Genomic DNA, 17485 nt, shown 5'->3' with positions numbered 1-17485 from the left:
TGCGCGCGCGAAGCTTCAGTGCGCGACCGGCGTCGTCACTTCATGCGCGCGCCGGATCACTACCGCCGGCACCAGCATCGCGAGCAGCAGCAACGCGACCGACACCACGAGCACCATCGCAAAGGTCAGATGCAGCGACTGCTGCAACGCGGTCCGCAAGGCCTCGTTGCCGCCGGCGAGCTTGTTCGCGGACGCGTCGAGCAAGCCGCGCAACTGCTCCGGCGTCACCGCGCCGATCGCCTTCGCATGCGCGAGCCCGAAGTTGAATACCGCGCCGAACACCGTGGCGCCGAGCGTGCTGCCCAGATTGCGCGCGAACAGGTTCGATGCGGTCGCGCTGCCGCGCTGGCCGGTCTCGACAAGCTCCTGAATCAGCACCAGCGCGGCCGTCGCGGCAAGCCCCATGCCGAAGCCCATCACCAGCGAGCCGAAGCCGGCGGTCAACGGCGCGCTATCCACGCGCATCAGCGCGAACACCGCGGCGCCGGCCGGAATGAACACGCTGCCCACCACCAGAATCGAACGCAGGTTGAAGCGCCGGAACAGGCGCGCGGAAAGCGTCGCGCCGACCGGCCAGCCGACCATCATCATGGTCAGCGCCATCCCGGCGACCACCGGCGAACGCTGCAGCACGCCTTGCACGTAGATCGGCAGAAAGGTCGTCACGCCCATCAGCACCATGCCGGTCAGAAGCGTCGACGCGTTGGTCGCGGCGATCGGCCGGCGGCTCCATAGCGCGAATGAAATCATCGGTTCGGCCGCGCGCCGCTCCTGGAGGACGAAGAGCACGGCCGCCACCACGCACACCGCGCCCGCATAGAGCGCATGTGTATCTGCGGACGCGCCGATATCTGTCAACGCGATCATCAGCGCCGCGACCGCGACGGTGAAAAGCGCCGCGCCGGCGATATCGATCGACGGACGCCGCCGCCCCGGCTGTTCATGCAGGAACGCGACAAAGCCCGCCGCCGCTGCGAGCCCGATCGGCACATTCATCCAGAAGATCCACGCCCACGACAGCGCATGAATGATGAAACCGCCGACCATCGGCCCGACCACCGCCGAGATCGCCCATACGCTCGCGAGATAGCCCTGCACCTTGCCGCGTTCGTGCGCCGGATAGAGATCGCCGACGATCGTCATCGCGACCGGCTGGATCGCGCCCGCGCCGATGCCCTGGATCAGCCGGAACGCGATCAGCACGGGCATCGACCACGCGAAGCCGGCGAGCACCGAGCCCGCGAGGAAGATCGCGATGCCGGCGAGCATCACCGGCTTGCGCCCGAACAGGTCGGCGAGCTTGCCGAACACGACCGTCATCGCGGTCTGCGCCAGCAGAAACGACGAGAACACCCAGCTGTACAGGCTCAGGCCGCCGAGTTGCGTGGCGATCTGCGGCATCGCGGTGGAGACGATCGTCATTTCGATCGCGATCATGGACATCGAAGCCATGACCGCCGCGATGACGAGCGCACGTCCGGAATTGCGTGATTCGGCCATTGATGTGTCTGGAGATTTTCGATTGCGGGGAGCGGCGATGCGAAGCGACTTCGCATGGCTGCAAGAGCCGCATTCTGCCAGTGCGACATGATTCGTGCTGACGGTGGTTCGATTTCCGTACGCGCCAGCCGATCAGAACGCGAAGGAATTATTAAGGCGATCGTAAACGTTCCGGAAGCGTGAGCGAGCGCCCGCGCGTCATGCGCCGGCACGTTCAAGCCGTCCGGTTCGCAGGTCGAGATCTACGTTTGAAGCTCGCTGTGCGGTTCAGCGAGGGCGCGCTCGTGTAGCGCGGCGCGGCGGCGCACCTGGCGCGTGCCGATCACCCGCAGCCGGCCGCCGTGCGCGGCGCTGCTTTGGCTTTTGCGCAGCGCTGATAGAGCGCGAGCGGCGCGGCGAGGAACGACGCGAGCAGCAGCGCGCTTGCCTCGTGCGCTTGTGTGTACCAGCCTTCGACGTGCGTCAGGTTCATCGTCCCGATGCATCGCCCGTCATACGCGACCGGAATATTCAGGATCGAGCCGAGCCCCATGCCGGTGATCACCGCATGATCGTCGAACGCCGCGCGAATGCCGGCCGGGTCGGTTGCGCGAAACGGCTTGAGCTGTTCAAGCGTGTGTTCGGCCCATGCGCTGCCACGCTTCTTCTTGCGTCCGCCCAGCGGATACACGGTCGGCATATTCGTGTACAGCCGTTCGACTTCATAGCGTTCCTCGTCGAACGACATGATCGTGAAGAGCTTGCAGCCCGGGCTCACGCAGGCGAGCGCATAGACCTCGCGAAAAATCGCGTCGGGCTGGCCCGCGGCGCGCAGCGCGTGCACGAGCCGCGACAGGTCGGTCAGTTCGAGCGGGCGGGGTTCAGCTTGCATGTCGAAGCGTTCCGGGTGAGCGCCATCAGCCATGCATGCGCGACGAACCGCGTAACGCATCGAGGTCCGGCCGCGCGGCCAGTTCCTGCCTTTCGATGTCTTCGAGCGAGCGGTTGCGCGTTTCGATGCCGAGGAACAACACGATCGCCGCGCCGACCACGAGCACCGTGGTCGTTATGCCGAACACGCCGATAAAGCCGAACGCCGGATACACGAAGCCGACCAGAATCGGCGCGCTGACCGAGCCGATTCGCCCGAACGACGACGACGAGCCGACGCCCGTCGTGCGCACCGCGGTCGGAAAGATCTCGGGGGTGTACGCATAGACGCCGGCGAACGCGCCGTTCATAAAGAACGACAGGCACATGCCGGCGGCCATGACCTCGATCTCCGCGTGTGCAAGCGCGAGACACGCCGCCGCGACCGCGGCGAGCAGCATATACGACGACACCACCGCTTTACGCCCGAGCCGCTCGTTCAGATAGGCGGCCGAGAAATAGCCGGGAATCTGCGACGCGTAGATCGCCATCGAGTAACCGAAGCTTTGCGTGATCGACAAACCCTGCTTGACGAGCAGACTCGGAATCCACGAGAAAAACGAGTAGTACGCGAACGCGACGGAAAACCACATCGCCCAGCTGATCGCAGTGACGCCCGCGAGGCGCGTCGACCAGAGCGCGGCGATATTGTCGAGCGCGCCGCCGCGCCGCGGCGCGGGCGCGCCGTCCAGCACCATCGCGCGCACCGGCGCGAGCGTCATGCCGCGCTTGATATAACCGTCCTCGACGCTTGTCACGATCTCGTCGGCTTCGCGCATCCGTCCGCGGCTCTCGAGCCAGCGCGGCGATTCGGGCAGCGCCCGGCGCCACCACAACAGCATCACGACGGGCAGCGCAGTGAGCATCGCGACATAGCGCCAACCGTCGTCGAAGTTGCGCACCACCGTAAAGCCGAGCACCGACGACGCCAGATAGCCGAACGACATGAAGCCGATCAGCGCGCCGCAGAATACGCCGCGATAGCGGCGCGGCACGAACTCCGCGAGAAACGGCGCGATCACCACCGCCTCGGCGCCCGAGCCGAAGCCCGCGACCATCCGCAGCGCAAAGAACGCATGCCAGTCGTCGACGAGGCCGCTCGCGAACGACGCGACGCAGTAGATTGACAGCGCGCTCATCATGATGCGGCGCCGGCCGATCACATCCGCGCTCACGCCGGACACGAACGCGCCGAAGAAGTAGCCGATATACGTGCTGCTCGCGACCAGTCCGGTCTGTACGCTGCCCAGATGCCACAGCTTGCCGACGATCGGCAGCAGGAACGCGAGCGACGACGAGTCGAGTCCGTCGAACAGATAGCCGAGTCCGCCGATGATGAGCAGTTTTCGATGAAAGCCCGACAGCGGTAAGCGCTCGAGTCGAGCCGCAACAATTGACATGAGCCTGCCCCTTATAAGCCTGCTTTTTAAGGCCTACCTCCAGGCCTTCCCCTTTCTTCAATCTTCAAACTCGACCCTAGCGGCCGATCGCATACGCCTGCATCTGGCGCGGCGTCGCGGCGCCGCGCATCAGCCCGTCGCGCAGACTCACCGCGCAGACCCGTCCCAACGCCCACGGTTCGGCGACCGTGAGGTCGTGCCCTCTGGCACGCAGTTCCGCCAGCGTGCTCTCCGGGAAACGCGCTTCGGCGGATATCTGGCCGGGGTGCATCGCACGCGGATAGAACGAGTCCGGGAAATGCGCGGTCTGGAACGACGGCGCATCGATCGCGGCCTGCAGATTCATGCCCGCATGCACGTGCCTCAGGAACAGTTGCAGCGACCATTGGTCCTGCTGGTCGCCGCCCGGCGAACCGAAGGCCGCGTACGGCAGACCGTCGCGCGTGACAAGCGTCGGCGACAGCGTCGTGCGCGGCCGGCGGCCGGGCCCGAGCGACGACGGCAGGCCCTCCACCATCCAGAACATCTGCGCGCGTGTCGTGACGTTGAAGCCGAGACACGGCACCGCCGGCGACGCCTGCAGCCAGCCGCCCGACGGCGTCGCCGACACCATGTTTCCCCACCGGTCGACGATATCGAGGTGCACCGTATCGCCGCGCAACTCCGGCAGCGGCGCGAACGTCGGCTCGCCCTGGCCGGAGCCGCCCGACTGCCGCCGCCCCGCGTTCGCGACGATCGTCGCCGCGCGCAGACGGCTGTCGCCCAGTTCGCCGGGCCGGAATTCGAGCGATGCGCGCGCGGGGTCGATCAGTCGACGGCGCGCATCGTTGTAACGGTCGGAGAGCAAGACGTCGAGCGGGATGTGCGCGTGCACCGGATCACCATAGAACACTTCGCGATCGGCGAACGCGAGCTTTGCGCACTCGATGACCGTATGCACGAAGTCGGGACCGAGCGGATCCATATTCGCGACGTCGAAGCCCTTCAACAACGCGAGCTGCTGCAGGAACACCGGACCCTGTCCCCAAGGGCCGGTCTTGTGCACGGTAAAGCCGGCGTAATCGTACGACACCGGCGTCTCGTAAGCGGGCCTCCAGCGCGCGAGATCGTCGCCGGTGAGCAGGCCCTGATTGCGCCGGCCCGAGGTGTCGAGCACCGCAGTGGAACGGAAATAACGGTCGATTGCGTCCGCCACGAAACCTCGATAGAACGCGTCGCACGCGCGCTCGCATTGTGCGGCACGTTCGCCGGTGCCGGCCTCTTCCAGAATGCGGCGGTAAGTTGCCGCGATCGACGGATTGCGGAACAGCTGGTTCGGCTGCGGCGCGTCGCCGTTGCGCAGCCATTGCTGCACGGACGTCGGCCACTCGCGCATGAAGAAGTCCTTGACCGCGAGAATCGACGCCGCCATGCGCGGCACGACCGGATAACCGTTTTCCGCGTAGCCGATCGCATAGCTGAGCACATCGCCCAACGGCAGTTGACCGTAGTCGCGCAGCATCGTCATCCACGCGCCGAACGCGCCCGGCACGACCGCGGGCAGCAAGCCGGTGCCGGGCATCACGTCGAGCCCCATCCCGCGCATCCGTTCGATGGTCATCGTGGCCGGCGTGACGCCTTGCCCGCACAGCACCCGCACGCGCTTCTCGCGCGCGCTGTAGAACACCACCGGCACCTCGCCGCCCGGACCGTTCAGATGCGGCTCGACGATCTGCAATACAAAGCCTGCTGCCGCCGCCGCATCGAACGCACTGCCGCCTTTTTCGAGCACCGCCATCGCGGACGCCGTCGCGAGCCAGTGCGTCGAAGCGGCCATGCCGAAGGTCCCGATCAGTTCGGGACGGGTCGTGAATGCCATTGAGTCAGTCTCGTTGAAACCCCATTGAAACAAACCTGTCACACCGAACCATTAATGATTGGTTCAAATTGCCTTTCAATTCGGATCCGATTCGGATTTTCACTGGTAAGTATGATGTTTTATTTAGATATTTTATGTTCAATAAGCATTAGTCAAGGAAAATATTGAAAACGCTTCCACCGTGATAATATCGAACCAATATGAAATTGGTTCGGAGCGGGGGTCATGTCTGAAATTTCGGTGCTGGACCGCCTTGTCGACTACATCGCGAGGCACGAACTGCGCGATGGCGATCCGCTGCCCGCGGAACGCAAGCTTGCGGAAGACCTGTCGATCAGCCGGCGCGAACTGCGCAATGCACTCGCGTCGCTCGAAGCGGCCGGACGCATCTGGCGCGGGGTCGGCCGCGGCACCTATCTCGGCGCGCGGCCGCTCAAGTTTGTGCAGAAGCTGAACGGCCTCGCGGTCGGCACCAGTCCGTCGGACGTCGCCGAAATGCGCCTGATGATCGAGCCCGCCCTGGTTGCGCTTGCAACGATGAAAGCGAGCCCTGCCGATCTTGCCGAACTCGACAAGGTCGCGAAGAAAAACGGGTCGACCCGGACCGACTACGAATGGCAGCAGTGGGATCACCGTTTTCACCTGTTGCTCGCGCAGGCCACGCGCAACCCGGCCATCATTGCGCTGCTCGAAGCGATCAACGGGGTGCGCGTGAAGCCCGCCTTGCGCGAAAAAACCGTCGACCAGGACACGCGGCTGCGTTTTGCGGAACAGCACCAGGCGATCGTCGCCGCGATGATCGCGCGCGACAGCGAGCTCGCCGAACAGCGGATGCGCGAACATCTGTTGAGCGTGCAGATGAGAGTGGCCGCGCGCGAGCGCGGCGCACAGCGCAGTCAATAGCCGGGCGCGGCATGCAACGCGAAGCCGCCGCGCTGTTTGCGCGCGGCGGGCGCCTTTAGCTCACCGCGCCGGCCGGCGAGTCCGCTTCAACGCGCGTCACCACGCGTCATCACCAACCGTGACGTTCGTGCCACTCACGCTCGCGCCACTCGCGGCGGCGCCATTCGCGTTCACGCCACGCGCGGCGCTCGCGCCAGTCCGGGCCATAACCGTAGCCATATCCGACCGCGACGGGCTCCTGCGCCACCACTACCGGCGGCGGAGGCGGCGGTGCATAGACCGGCGCCGGCGCAACCAGCGGAATGCCTAGGCCCACCGCCACATCCACATGCGCCGATGCCGCCGTCGACGCACCCAACGTTGCCACACCGACCGCGAAACCGAGTACCGCGCCGAGCACCTTCTTGTTCATTTTGACTCCTTGCACGTCCAGTGCGTGACTGTGAAACTGGTTCGCAGTGTAGGAGCCGGAGATCGACACAGGTGCTACGCCGGGCACACATTCGTAACAGGAGGTTAGCGGTGCCCATCGGTGCATGCGCGACGTCGCGCGCCATCGACGCGGCCGCACCGAGGTATTTCAACGGATCGGTCAGCGTGCGCAATTGCGTGCCGTCGAAGCGTGCGCGAATCGTTGCGTTTGCCGACAGCACGTCATACATGCGTACGGCCTTTCTGAAGCATGCGCTCGAGCCCACGCGCCACGCTGTCGATCAGCGCGGCGTGGTGTTCGAGGTCGCCGCCAATGTGTTTACGGCGGATTGCTTCACGTACGCGCGGCTGTTGCACCGGCAGCGTTGACGGCCTGATTCGCCTGATCTCCGAAACGCGCCCTCACCCCGCGTTGAACTGCTCGCCGACAAACGCGAGGTGCTGCGCCATCGCCTGCGCGGCGCCTTCAGGCGCGCGCTCGCAGATCGCGCGATAGATGCTTTCGTGCTGCGCGAGGCGTGCGATCGAGCGGGCCTTCGCATGCGGCAAATCGAGCATCGCCGCATACGTGTTACGCGTGATGTGATCGCGCAACTGATCGACCACCGTCGTGTAAAAACGCGTCAGCATAAAGTTGTGCGCCATCGCGGCGAGCGTCAGATGGAAAGTCGCGTCGCCGCGCGCTTCGGCGTCCACATCGCCTGCTTCCACCGCGCGCGTCATATCGCGCAGCACCGTGCCGAGCCGTTTGCGTTCTTCGGCACTGGCGCGTTCCGCGGCAAAGCGCGCGACACAGCATTCGAAGATCGCGCGGAATTCGAGCGTTTCGCGGCGCTGCGGCGCACCTTCACCGCTGCGTTGCAGCCATAACGAATCGGGCATCACCTGCGGCGCGGCGCTGACGAACACACCGGCGCCGCGCCGCGTTTCGAGCGCGCCGCGCGCGACGAGGCGCGCGACCGCTTCCCTGACCGTCGAGCGCGATGTGCCGAACGCTTCGGCCATCGCGCGCTCGGACGGCAGCCGCGCGCCCGGTTTCAGATCCGGGTCGAGCAGCCGGCTTTCAATCTGCCTGACGACATGACCCAGCGCACTGTCCGGCTCGCTTCGCTGTCCCATCTCATGTCTCCTTGTTTCGCTGGTTCGACCGGATCGGTTCCGGATTGGTCCGACCAGTTTGCGGCCGCCTGTGCGGCTTCGCATACTGCGTCACACCCCACATGATGCCCGCCGCACGCGTGCATCCATACCTATCGCCGCAACAGCCCGGTTCTGCGCCCGAGCGCCAACCAGGACTCATGCGGCATGAGACTGGAGATTAAAGCATGGCCGACATCACAGCCGCTTCGGCGGTCATCAAACTGCACGCCGACGACGACGTCGCCATCGCGCGGCAAGCGATTTCGCGCGGCACCTCGCTCGACGATCTGCACGGACTCACGGTGCTCGCCGACATTCCCGAAGCGCACAAGGTCGCGATACGCGCGGTCGCGCCGGGCAGCCCGGTGCGCCGCTACGGCCAGATTATCGGCTTCGCGACACAGGCGATCGAACCCGGCGAGCACGTACACGTGCACAACCTCGCGATGGGCGACTTCGAGCGCGACTACGCGTTCAGCAGCGACGTGAAGCCGGTGCAGAACGCGGCCGAACCGCTGACCTTCATGGGCATCCGGCGCGCCGACGGCCGCGTCGCGACGCGCAACTATATCGGCATCATCAGCACGGTGAACTGCTCGGCGAGCGTCACGAAAATGGCCGCGCAGCATTTCTCGCGGCCCGGCATGCTCGACGCGTATCCGAACGTCGACGGCATCGTGCCGCTGTCGCACAGCTTCGGCTGCTGTATCGATCACCACGGCGAAGGCATCCAGCAATTGCGCCGCACGATCGGCGGCTATGCGCGGCATGCGAACTTCGCGGGCATCGTCGTGGTGGGTCTCGGCTGCGAATCGAACCAGATGGGCGCGCTCTTTGTCGCCGAAGGCGTGACGCCCGGGCCGATGGTCGTGCCGCTCGTGATGCAGGAACTCGGCGGCACGCAGAAGACCGTCGACGCGGTGATCGAAGCCGTCGACCGGATGCTGCCGGTGGCCAACCAGGTGGTACGCGAGCCGATGCCGGTTTCGCACCTGTGCGTCGCCTTGCAATGCGGCGGCTCGGACGGTCACTCGGGCATTACCGCGAACCCTGCTTTAGGCGCGGCGGTCGATCTGCTCGTCAAGCACGGCGGCACCGCGATCCTGACCGAAACGCCGGAAATCTACGGTGCCGAACATCTGCTGACGCGCCGCGCGGTGTCGCGCGAAGTCGGCGAAAAAGTGGTCGAGCGGATCCGCTGGTGGGAAGGCTACGCGGAGCGCGAAAAAGGCAGCATCGACAACAATCCGACACCCGGCAACAAGGCTGGCGGCCTGACCACGATTCTCGAGAAGTCGCTCGGCGCGGTGGCGAAAAGCGGTTCGACGCCGCTCGTCGATGTCTACAAGTACGCGGAGCCGGTCGACAAGCACGGCCTCGTGTTTATGGATGCGCCCGGCTACGACCCGATGGGCGCGACCGGCCAGATCGCGAGCGGCGCGAACCTCGTCGTGTTCACCACGGGCCGCGGTTCGTGCTTCGGCGCGAAACCCGCGCCGTCGATCAAGGTCGCGACGAACTCGAAGATGTACCAGCGCATGCGCGACGATATGGACATCAACTGCGGCGAAATCATGGATGGCTCCGCGACGGTCGAACAGAAGGGTGAGGAGATTTTCCGCGCGATCGTGCGCATCGCGTCGGGCGATGCGTCGAAAAGCGAAGCGCTCGGCATCGGCAATGAAGAGTTCGTACCGTGGATGATCGGCGCGCAGATGTGAGCGGACGCGTCCGGTAGTCGGTCACGCGCGGCGGTGATGCCTGAGACCGCCGCGCGACACACTTCACTCATCGCGGCCACTCGGCTGCCCGTCGTCCTTAGCGTGGTGCGCGCATTGCACGCGGCACCCGCGTCCATTGCACGCCCCCCCATTCCCCAAGCTTCCCGCCAGACGCGCTTATCGCGCGAAAGCCGCTTTTCACTCATTCTTAAATAATCGCTTTAGCGATTTATTTCAGATTTATCTCACTCAGATAACTGAATCCCTGCCTTTATGATTTAGAAAGCCATGGCTGGATTTCACAAAAAATATCTGTCACGGCCAAGGAATATCCAAATGGCATTCTCCTCCTGCCTCCCCCATTTGGTATTCGAAATATAAGGACCAGTTTAAATGACACGCAATCTTCTGGCCGGCGTGATTGCCGGCGCGGCCCTGCTGCTATACGGCTGCGGCGGGTCGGATTCGGGTGGAAGTTCCCCCACGGCAAGCACTCCGACGCCACCCGCCAGCACCAGTTCAATCAGTGCGCAGGACGCAGCAAATACCGCGACGCCAATCAAGCACATCGTCATTCTCTATCAGGAAAACAACTCCTTCGATCATTATTTCGGCACGTATCCGATAGCAGGCAATCCGACCAATCCGGACGAACTGCCATTTATCGCCGCGAAAAATACACCCGCTGCCGAGAATCTGATTCAGCCGGGCACGACGATCGCCACCAGCCTGCTATTGACCGACAATCCGAACCTCCAGAATATGCGAAACGCCAAGGGCGCGACCAATCCGTTCCGCCTCGATCGCAGCCAGGCACTGACCGCTGACCAGAGCCACGGCTACACGAACGAGCAGGAAGCGTTCGACGGAGTCGTCACGACGGCTCCCCCTGTGATGGACCTGTTCCCGCTGTTCACCGGCAAAGGCGAGACGCTGGCAGACGGCACCGGACCGTTCGCCACGACCGGCCTAGTGATGGGCTACTACGACGGCAATACGGTCACCGCGCTGTGGAACTACGCGCAAAACTTCTCGATGAGCGACGCCTTCCACGGCACCACCTTCGGTTCGTCGACGCAGGGCGCGATCAACCTCGTATCCGGGCAGACCAACGGCGTCGTCCCGACCGCGCCGACCGGCGCCGCCATGGACGACGGCACCGGCACCGGCACCGATACGCTGATGAGCGATATTTTCCCGACCGGCGACGTCTGCTCGCCTGCCGGCACGACCGCCATGATGACGAGCAAAAACATCGGCGACCTGCTGAATGCCGGCGGCATCACGTGGGGCTGGTTCCAGGGCGGCTTCGATCTGACGCAGACCAACCCGAATGGCACCACGGGCTGCCTGCGTTCGACCTTCTCGGAGATCGTCGGCGGTTATATTCCTGACAACGATCCGGAACACGCGCCGTTCCAGTACTACAAGTCGACCGCCAACCCGCAGCACACACGGCCGTCGTCGCTGATGGCGATCGGCACGAACAACGACGGCGGTGCGAACCACCAGTACGACACCGACGATTTCTTTGCCGCGGTGCAGGCTGGCAACTGGCCGTCGGTGAGCTTCCTGAAGGCGCCGTCATGGCAAAGCGGCCACTCGGCGACATCCGATCCGCTGAGCGAGCAGGCCTACCTCGTCAACACGGTGAACTTCCTCGAACAGCAACCCGACTGGAAGAACACCCTGGTGATCATCACCTATGACGACTCGGACGGCTGGTACGACCACGTGCCGGCAGTGGTCAACCCGTCGATGTCGTCGGCCGACCAGCTCAGCGGAGCCGGCGTGTGCTCGACGACTGTCAGCCCGGGCACGACCACCCCGCTGCCCGGCGTAAGCGGCCTGCCCGCGAACGGACGCTGCGGCTACGGGCCACGTCTGCCGCTGATCGTGATCTCGCCGTTCGCGAAACCGAACTTCATCGATCACACGCTGACCGACCAGACCTCGCTGATCCGCTTCATCGAAGACAACTGGCTCAACGGACAGCGTCTCGGTCAAGGTTCGTACGACTCGATCGCAGGACCGCTCACCAACATGCTCGACTTCACGCTGAACACGCCGACGCTGGTTCTCGATCCGAACTCCGGCGCCGCGCCGGGCTTGCAGGCGAAGCTGCAGGGCGAGTAAACGCCGGCGGCAAGCGGTGTTCTGCGCGCGGCGCCGGCGCCCGTACAGGTACGCGGGCCCGGCGCCGCGCGCTCGCGATGTATAGAGCGCAAGAAAAGCAACTCGTTTGAGCAAGACACATGAAGGTATTGAGTTCGCGGTCCGACTTCAGGCTGTGCGTGACGATTGCGGTAATGATGGCGGCGGCGTTTGGTACGCTCACGTGGCTTAAACACAACCATGGCGGGCAGCGCGTTGCCGCCTGGCGATGGCTGGAGTCGAAGACTTCGCACAGCGTCGCATTCGCGCCGGCGCAAAGCGGGGCAACGTCCGGCGCGGCGGCCCTTTCCCGCGGCGCGACGCACGCGCCGCCCTCGTTGCCCTTTGTCACCCGATTCGCAGTGGCGCGGCCGCATGCCATTGCCGACCCCGACGCGCGTCCGCATCGGCCGCTGTCCGCGATGGCGCTGCTCGGCAAGGAAATCTTCTTCGACCGCAACCTGTCCGGCTCGGGCCGGGTCGCATGCGCCAGTTGCCACAACCCGGACCACGCATATGGGCCGCCCAACGGCCGCTCCGCGCAATTCGGGGGCATCAGCATGAATCTCGAAGGCGCGCGCGCGGTGCCGTCGCTGCGCTATCTGGACTACAACCCCACGTTCACGATCGGTGTGCCGAGCATCATGCCCGACACCGACGTACCGGCCGGACCGCCTCCCGCGGCGAGCGGCACGGTCGCCGGCAGCGCGAAAAGCGCTGCGCAGCAAAACCCCGCCCAAGCCGCCGCGGCGCCCGTGCCGCAAGGCGGCTTCGACTGGGACGGCCGCGCCAATACGCTGGAGGAGCAGGCGGTCGGACCGTTCGTCGACCCGCACGAAATGGCCAACCGCAACCTCGACGACATGACGCAAAAGCTTCGTCATGCGCACTACGCGAAGCGCTTCTCCGACCTGTTCGGCCCCCACGTATTCGACAACCCCGGCCAGTTGATCAGCGAGGCGCTGTTCGCGCTCGGCCGCTTCCAGGCTGAGGAGGTTTCGTTCCACCCGTATGACAGCAAATACGACTGGTATCTCGCCGGCAAAGCGCAATTGAGCGCGCAGGAAATGCACGGACTGAAGCTGTTCGAGGACCCGGCCAAGGGCAATTGCGCCGCGTGCCATATCGACAAGCCGTCGCGCGACGGCGTCTTTCCGGCCGCGTTCACCGATTTCCAGTTCGAAGCGCTAGGCGTGCCGCGCAACCGGTCGCTCGCGCAGAATCGCGATCCGCATTTCTTCGACCTCGGGCTGTGCGGCCCGCTTCGCGCCGACTACCGCAACCAGAAGAACTACTGCGGCCTGTTCAAGACGCCGACGCTGCGCAACGTCGCGACGCGTCATGTTTTCTTCCACAACGGCGTGTTTCACTCGCTCGATGATGTGCTGCACTGGTATGTCGAACGCGACACCGAGCCGCGCAAGTGGTACCCGGTGGATCGCCATGGCAACGTGCTGAAATATGACGACCTGCCGCAGCAGTATCACGCGAATATCGACGTCGTCGACGCGCCGTTCGACCGCAAGCTCGGCCAGCCGCCCGCGCTGAACGCCGCGGAAATTGCCGACGTGATCGCGTTTCTGAACACGCTGACTGACGGTTACCGGCCGCCGAAGCCGTCGGACGCGGTCGCCGCGGTTGCGCCGGCACGGCCTGTGGCGCCGCCTGCCCGGTGATCCGATGCCGCCCGCCATTGCCTGTGAAGCGCGCGGCGGCTGCGCCGCGTTCCCGCCCGTTCGAGTGCTGACGCAATGAGCACGCTAACCGTCCGCAGCCACGCACGCCACGACCTCGCGCTCGGCGCCGAAGCCGAGATTCTGATCGTCGACGCCGATCTGCGCGTTTGCGAAACCCTGTGGTCGAGCATGCAGGCGGCCGGCTATCGGCCGTGCGTCGCGTCGACCGCGCAGCACGCGGCCGAGCTGATCGCGATGCGCGTACCGCACGCGCTGGTCCTCGACTGGATGCTGCCGGACCGGTCCGGGCTATCGTTCCTGACCGATTTGCGCGATGCGCCGCGCACCTGGCATCTGCCGGCGATCATGCTGAGCGCGCGCGACAACGACGACGACTGTGTGCGTGCGCTCGACGCCGGCGCCGACGACTTTGTGCGCAAACCCTTTTCGCCGCCCGAACTGATCTCGCGGCTGCGCGGGCTGTTACGGCCGAAGCCGCGCCACCACCCGCCGGCGCCGATCTCGGTGCAAGGGCTGACGCTCGATCTCGCCGCACGGCGCGTGACGAGCGGTGCGGGTCATGCCGAAACCGCGCTGCGGTTGAGCGCGTTCGAATGCCAGCTGCTGCGCTTCTTTCTGACGAACACGCATCGTGTGTACAGCCGCAAGGAAATCATGCGCGAGATTTGCGGCCCGCACGCGAGCTACGACGACCGCAACGTGGACCTGCATGTGTTCTATCTGCGCAAGGCGCTGCGCGCGCTCGGGCATGATGCGGTGATCGAAACCGTGCGCGGCCGCGGCTACCGGCTGACCGACCGGATCGATCCGCAGGCGGGCGCCATGCAGGTGCCGGACGCGTCGATGCAATGAACGAACGCGGCGGCGGCGGCAATTGCGCCATCCGCGGCATCCGCTGCCATCGCTAAGGTATCGGCCAGCGCGGCTCGCTGAGCGCGCCGTCTTTGCGCCCCGCATCCGGCACCGAGAAGCGGAAGGTGCCCTTGCCGGCTTCCTTTGCGTCATACAGCGCGACATCCGCGCGTTTGAGCAGCTGCTCGATCGACTCGCCATGCGTCGCGAACGCGATGCCGATACTCGTGCCGATGCTGATCCCCTCGCCGGTCGTCAGCATGTACGGTTTCGCGATCTCGCGGATGATGCGCGGCGCCAGCGCTTCGCTCGCCGCGCTGGTGCCGTTTTCGACCACCACCGCGAATTCGTCGCCGCCGAGGCGCGCGACGAATTCGCCGGTCCACAGCAGGTCTTTCAGACGGCCGGCGACCGCGGTCAGCACCTCGTCGCCGGCATGATGGCCGAGCCGGTCGTTGACCTGCTTGAAGCCGTCGAGATCGAGGTACATCAGCGCGACTTCGGGATGGTAGCTGCCGGCCGGGCGCGCGAGAATCCTCTCGAGCCGCTCGTACAGGTCGCGCCGGTTCGGCAGGCCGGTCAGCGGATCGTGTCGCGCGAGATGCAGGATTTTCGCTTCGGACAGGCGGCGCTCGGTGACGTCCTCGATGATGATCACCGCGCTGCCGTCCGGCACCGGGTTGCGCGTCATTTCGAGCTGGCGGCCGTCGCCGAGATCGAGGTCGAGCGGCCGGCGCTCGCCGCTCAGCCAGGTGCTGCAGCGATCGACCAGCTGTTTGCGCAGCGTCTCGCCGAACTTCACGACGCCCACGTCGCCGATAAATTCGGGCAGCGGCACGTTCAGGCGCAGCATCTCGACCGTCGCGCCGAACAGCTCCGCCGAGCGCCGGTTCGCGACGATCACCCGGCCGCCGCCGTCGATCGTGCACAGGCCGTGCGGCATGTGCGTGAGGGCCGCATCGAAGCGCGCGGCGAGTTCCGCGTGGCGCGCTTCGGCGGTCATCAACGCGACGAGTCCTTCGTAATGGCGCCGCACCACCGACACCATCGCGACGAGGTATGCGAACAGCGGCGGCACGAGAATCCACGACGCGCTATGCGGCGCGAACAGCGCGCCGACGCCGATCGGTATCGTGCCGCAGACGATCTGCGTGATCGCGAGACGCGGCAGCGCCGCATTTCTCGACGCGATGCCGCCGAGAATGCCGGCGGTCACCATCAACGCGAGCGACGCGAGTTGCATGTCGCCGGACATGATCGACGCCATCGTGCCGAGGCCGAAGGTGAGACACGCGAGCAGCGACACCGGCGCATAACGCGCGGCCCACGGCTCGGGATGGGTCGCACGCTTGCGGTTGCGCTGCACGTAAAGGTGCGCGATCGCCATGCGCGCCGCGAGCAGCACGATTTCGGCGGCGAGCCAAACCGCCGTCCACAGGTGAGGCACGCGGAAACAGGCCACCACCGCGACGAAGGCGCTGGAGATGCCCGACATCAGCAGCGGACGCGTGTTCTCGAACAGCGTCGACAGCAGCGACGCGCGGATCGATGCCGTGACGTGGCCGTTACCCGACGCCGGTGTATCGAGGAGGAAGTTGGACATAAACGGCCTGGCTGGCATGAGGTTACCGCGTTGTCATGGCATTTCTTTCCTGCCGTCCGGCCGGACGGCGGAGCGATGCGGCTTATCCCTGCGTTTACGGCGGCGAGGACGACTTCCTTGATAGCCGCGGCTGCAGAGGCGGAGTTGAACGGGTTCGGCCGTATTGCAAAGCGCATAACGATGCGGCCGATTGGTCTGCGGATTGTATCGGGAACGCCCGCGCGAGTAACGGCAACCGCGCGTCCAGCGCGCGCATCTGTTGCGCGGCCGACGAGAGAACGATTGCGCAAACGAGTGCGCGTCTTCACTTGAACGCGACTGCCTCGCCGCCTATCGTGTAGAACGACCTGTGTAGAACGACCTTCGTTCAGGAGCTGCCATGTACGCCGATGCAGTCGATGTGCGCTTCGACAGCGCGCACTTGTTTCTCGAGTTATCCGATGGCCGGGCAATCGAGTTCCCGTTGCGCTGGTTTCCGGTGCTGGAGGCCGCGACGACCGACGAACGCGAGCACTTCGCGATTTCGCTGGACCGCCAGCAGTTGTATTGGCCCGAACTGGACGAGGATATGAGTGTGCCCGCTTTGCTGCTGTCGCTGCCGGACACGTTGCATTGAGCGTGGCTAGCGTGCATGGCGCGGCCGGTACCGCGTGAGTGAATCACGACGCGAGTTCGCGTGTGCGGATGAGGCGCGCGCAAGCGGATTGCGCGTAATCGACGCGTGGGCCGTTTAGCCCGGTTCCGGCGCGCGCTTGAGACTGCGCCGCGCGGTGCGCCAGTTCGCCGGACGCCGCCGCGCATCGCGGCGCGCGCAAAGCTGCTCCGCGCGGTGCAGCACCTTCAGAAGCCTGGCATAACGTAATGGCTTGCGCATGAAACGGAACACCCGCACGCGCGGTGGCAATGGACCGTTGTACGCGAGGATGACCGGAACGCTAGCCAGTTCCGGGTCTTTGCGCATCTCGCGCACCAGCGCCGGGCCGCTCAGGCCAGGCGTGCGCGCATCGGAGATCAGCACGTCGGGACGGCTGGCGCGCGCCAGACTGAGCGCATCGTTGCCATTAGTGGCCGTGCGGACCACATGACCTTCCGCGGCAATCAGCAGGCCGAGAGTGCTCAGCACGCCGGTGTCGGCATCGACAATAAGGATGTCTGCCATATTGCCCTCCGTACTACTGTCGATTTTAGCAAGCGCTATTCCATGCGTGAGATTTTTTGTGAGTGTTTAAGCGGCGTAGGGCACAACACGACCGACGTGTGTTGCTTTGCAGCATGCGATGGCAAATGGCGGGTTTCGAGCTCAGGCTCGCTTCATG

16 protein-coding genes are annotated in these 17485 nt (G+C 65.2%); 8 read left to right on the top strand and 8 right to left on the bottom strand.

The annotated features are described in order from the left end of the window. Positions 1 to 15: 15 nt before the first annotated feature. Positions 16 to 1500, bottom strand: coding sequence for an MDR family MFS transporter (locus HV675_RS18930; RefSeq protein WP_175112485.1), 1485 nt, complete (start codon positions 1498 to 1500; stop codon positions 16 to 18). Between HV675_RS18930 and HV675_RS18925 the strand changes: the two genes are divergently transcribed. Next, complete coding sequence (locus HV675_RS18925) at positions 1436 to 1591, top strand: hypothetical protein (protein WP_175112430.1); 156 nt, start codon at positions 1436 to 1438, stop codon at positions 1589 to 1591. The two genes, HV675_RS18930 and HV675_RS18925, sit on opposite strands and share 65 nt — an antisense overlap. Positions 1592 to 1822: 231 nt before the next feature. Here HV675_RS18925 and HV675_RS18920 read toward each other — a convergent pair whose 3' ends face one another. The 3 genes from HV675_RS18920 to HV675_RS18910 all read right to left on the bottom strand — a co-directional run bounded on the left by HV675_RS18920 (position 1823) and on the right by HV675_RS18910 (position 5667). Beyond that, positions 1823 to 2371 (bottom strand): GAF domain-containing protein, encoded by a 549-nt coding sequence (locus HV675_RS18920; protein WP_246270393.1) that lies wholly within the window; start codon positions 2369 to 2371, stop codon positions 1823 to 1825. A gap of 25 nt (positions 2372 to 2396) precedes the next feature. Continuing rightward, positions 2397 to 3809, bottom strand: coding sequence for an MFS transporter (locus tag HV675_RS18915; RefSeq protein WP_175112484.1), 1413 nt, complete (start codon positions 3807 to 3809; stop codon positions 2397 to 2399). 76 nt (positions 3810 to 3885) lie between these two features. Then, positions 3886 to 5667 (bottom strand): gamma-glutamyltransferase family protein, encoded by a 1782-nt coding sequence (locus HV675_RS18910; protein WP_175112482.1) that lies wholly within the window; start codon positions 5665 to 5667, stop codon positions 3886 to 3888. A 225-nt stretch (positions 5668 to 5892) separates the two neighbouring features. Here HV675_RS18910 and HV675_RS18905 point away from each other — a divergent pair, with 225 nt between their 5' ends. Further along, positions 5893 to 6570, top strand: a complete 678-nt coding sequence (locus tag HV675_RS18905; protein ID WP_175112480.1) for a FadR/GntR family transcriptional regulator — start codon at positions 5893 to 5895, stop codon at positions 6568 to 6570. Positions 6571 to 6679: 109 nt separating this feature from the next. On the opposite strand, the gene HV675_RS18900 is transcribed toward HV675_RS18905, so the two are convergent. Further along, positions 6680 to 6982 (bottom strand): hypothetical protein, encoded by a 303-nt coding sequence (locus HV675_RS18900; protein WP_175112478.1) that lies wholly within the window; start codon positions 6980 to 6982, stop codon positions 6680 to 6682. Between the two features lie 110 nt (positions 6983 to 7092). Here HV675_RS18900 and HV675_RS18895 point away from each other — a divergent pair, with 110 nt between their 5' ends. Continuing rightward, a complete protein-coding gene (locus tag HV675_RS18895; protein ID WP_175112477.1) occupies positions 7093 to 7371 on the top strand; it encodes a hypothetical protein in 279 nt (92 codons plus the stop codon). 33 nt (positions 7372 to 7404) lie between these two features. Here the strand turns inward: HV675_RS18895 and HV675_RS18890 are convergent, their stop codons facing one another. Further along, entirely contained in the window at positions 7405 to 8121 is a 717-nt protein-coding gene (locus tag HV675_RS18890; RefSeq protein WP_175112475.1) for a FadR/GntR family transcriptional regulator, read from the bottom strand. A gap of 206 nt (positions 8122 to 8327) precedes the next feature. Here HV675_RS18890 and HV675_RS18885 point away from each other — a divergent pair, with 206 nt between their 5' ends. From HV675_RS18885 to HV675_RS18870, 4 genes are all read left to right on the top strand, one after another. Then, entirely contained in the window at positions 8328 to 9863 is a 1536-nt protein-coding gene (locus tag HV675_RS18885; protein ID WP_175112473.1) for a UxaA family hydrolase, read from the top strand. 393 nt (positions 9864 to 10256) lie between these two features. Continuing rightward, complete coding sequence (locus tag HV675_RS18880; RefSeq protein WP_175112472.1) at positions 10257 to 11999, top strand: phospholipase C; 1743 nt, start codon at positions 10257 to 10259, stop codon at positions 11997 to 11999. A 119-nt stretch (positions 12000 to 12118) separates the two neighbouring features. After that, on the top strand, positions 12119 to 13693 hold the full coding sequence (locus HV675_RS18875; protein ID WP_217478172.1) for a cytochrome-c peroxidase: 1575 nt from the start codon (positions 12119 to 12121) through the stop codon (positions 13691 to 13693). 75 nt (positions 13694 to 13768) lie between these two features. After that, the gene (locus HV675_RS18870) at positions 13769 to 14566 is read left to right on the top strand and encodes a response regulator (RefSeq protein WP_175112470.1); all 798 of its coding nucleotides are present in this window, start codon (positions 13769 to 13771) and stop codon (positions 14564 to 14566) included. A 52-nt stretch (positions 14567 to 14618) separates the two neighbouring features. Here the strand turns inward: HV675_RS18870 and HV675_RS18865 are convergent, their stop codons facing one another. Then, positions 14619 to 16169: a sensor domain-containing diguanylate cyclase gene (locus HV675_RS18865; RefSeq protein WP_246270391.1), complete on the bottom strand. Its 1551-nt coding sequence runs from the start codon at positions 16167 to 16169 to the stop codon at positions 14619 to 14621. Positions 16170 to 16548: 379 nt separating this feature from the next. On the opposite strand from HV675_RS18865, the gene HV675_RS18860 reads away from it, so the two are divergent. Then, a complete protein-coding gene (locus HV675_RS18860; RefSeq protein WP_175112461.1) occupies positions 16549 to 16785 on the top strand; it encodes a DUF2442 domain-containing protein in 237 nt (78 codons plus the stop codon). Positions 16786 to 16899: 114 nt separating this feature from the next. Here HV675_RS18860 and HV675_RS18855 read toward each other — a convergent pair whose 3' ends face one another. Next, entirely contained in the window at positions 16900 to 17328 is a 429-nt protein-coding gene (locus HV675_RS18855) for a response regulator (RefSeq protein WP_175112460.1), read from the bottom strand. Between the last annotated feature and the right edge of the window lie 157 nt (positions 17329 to 17485).

This window comes from Paraburkholderia solisilvae (genome assembly GCF_902859875.1).
Classification (GTDB): Bacteria; Pseudomonadota; Gammaproteobacteria; order Burkholderiales; family Burkholderiaceae; genus Paraburkholderia; species Paraburkholderia solisilvae.
Note: the sequence above shows the minus strand (reverse complement) of the source record. Positions and strands in the feature narration are given on the sequence as shown.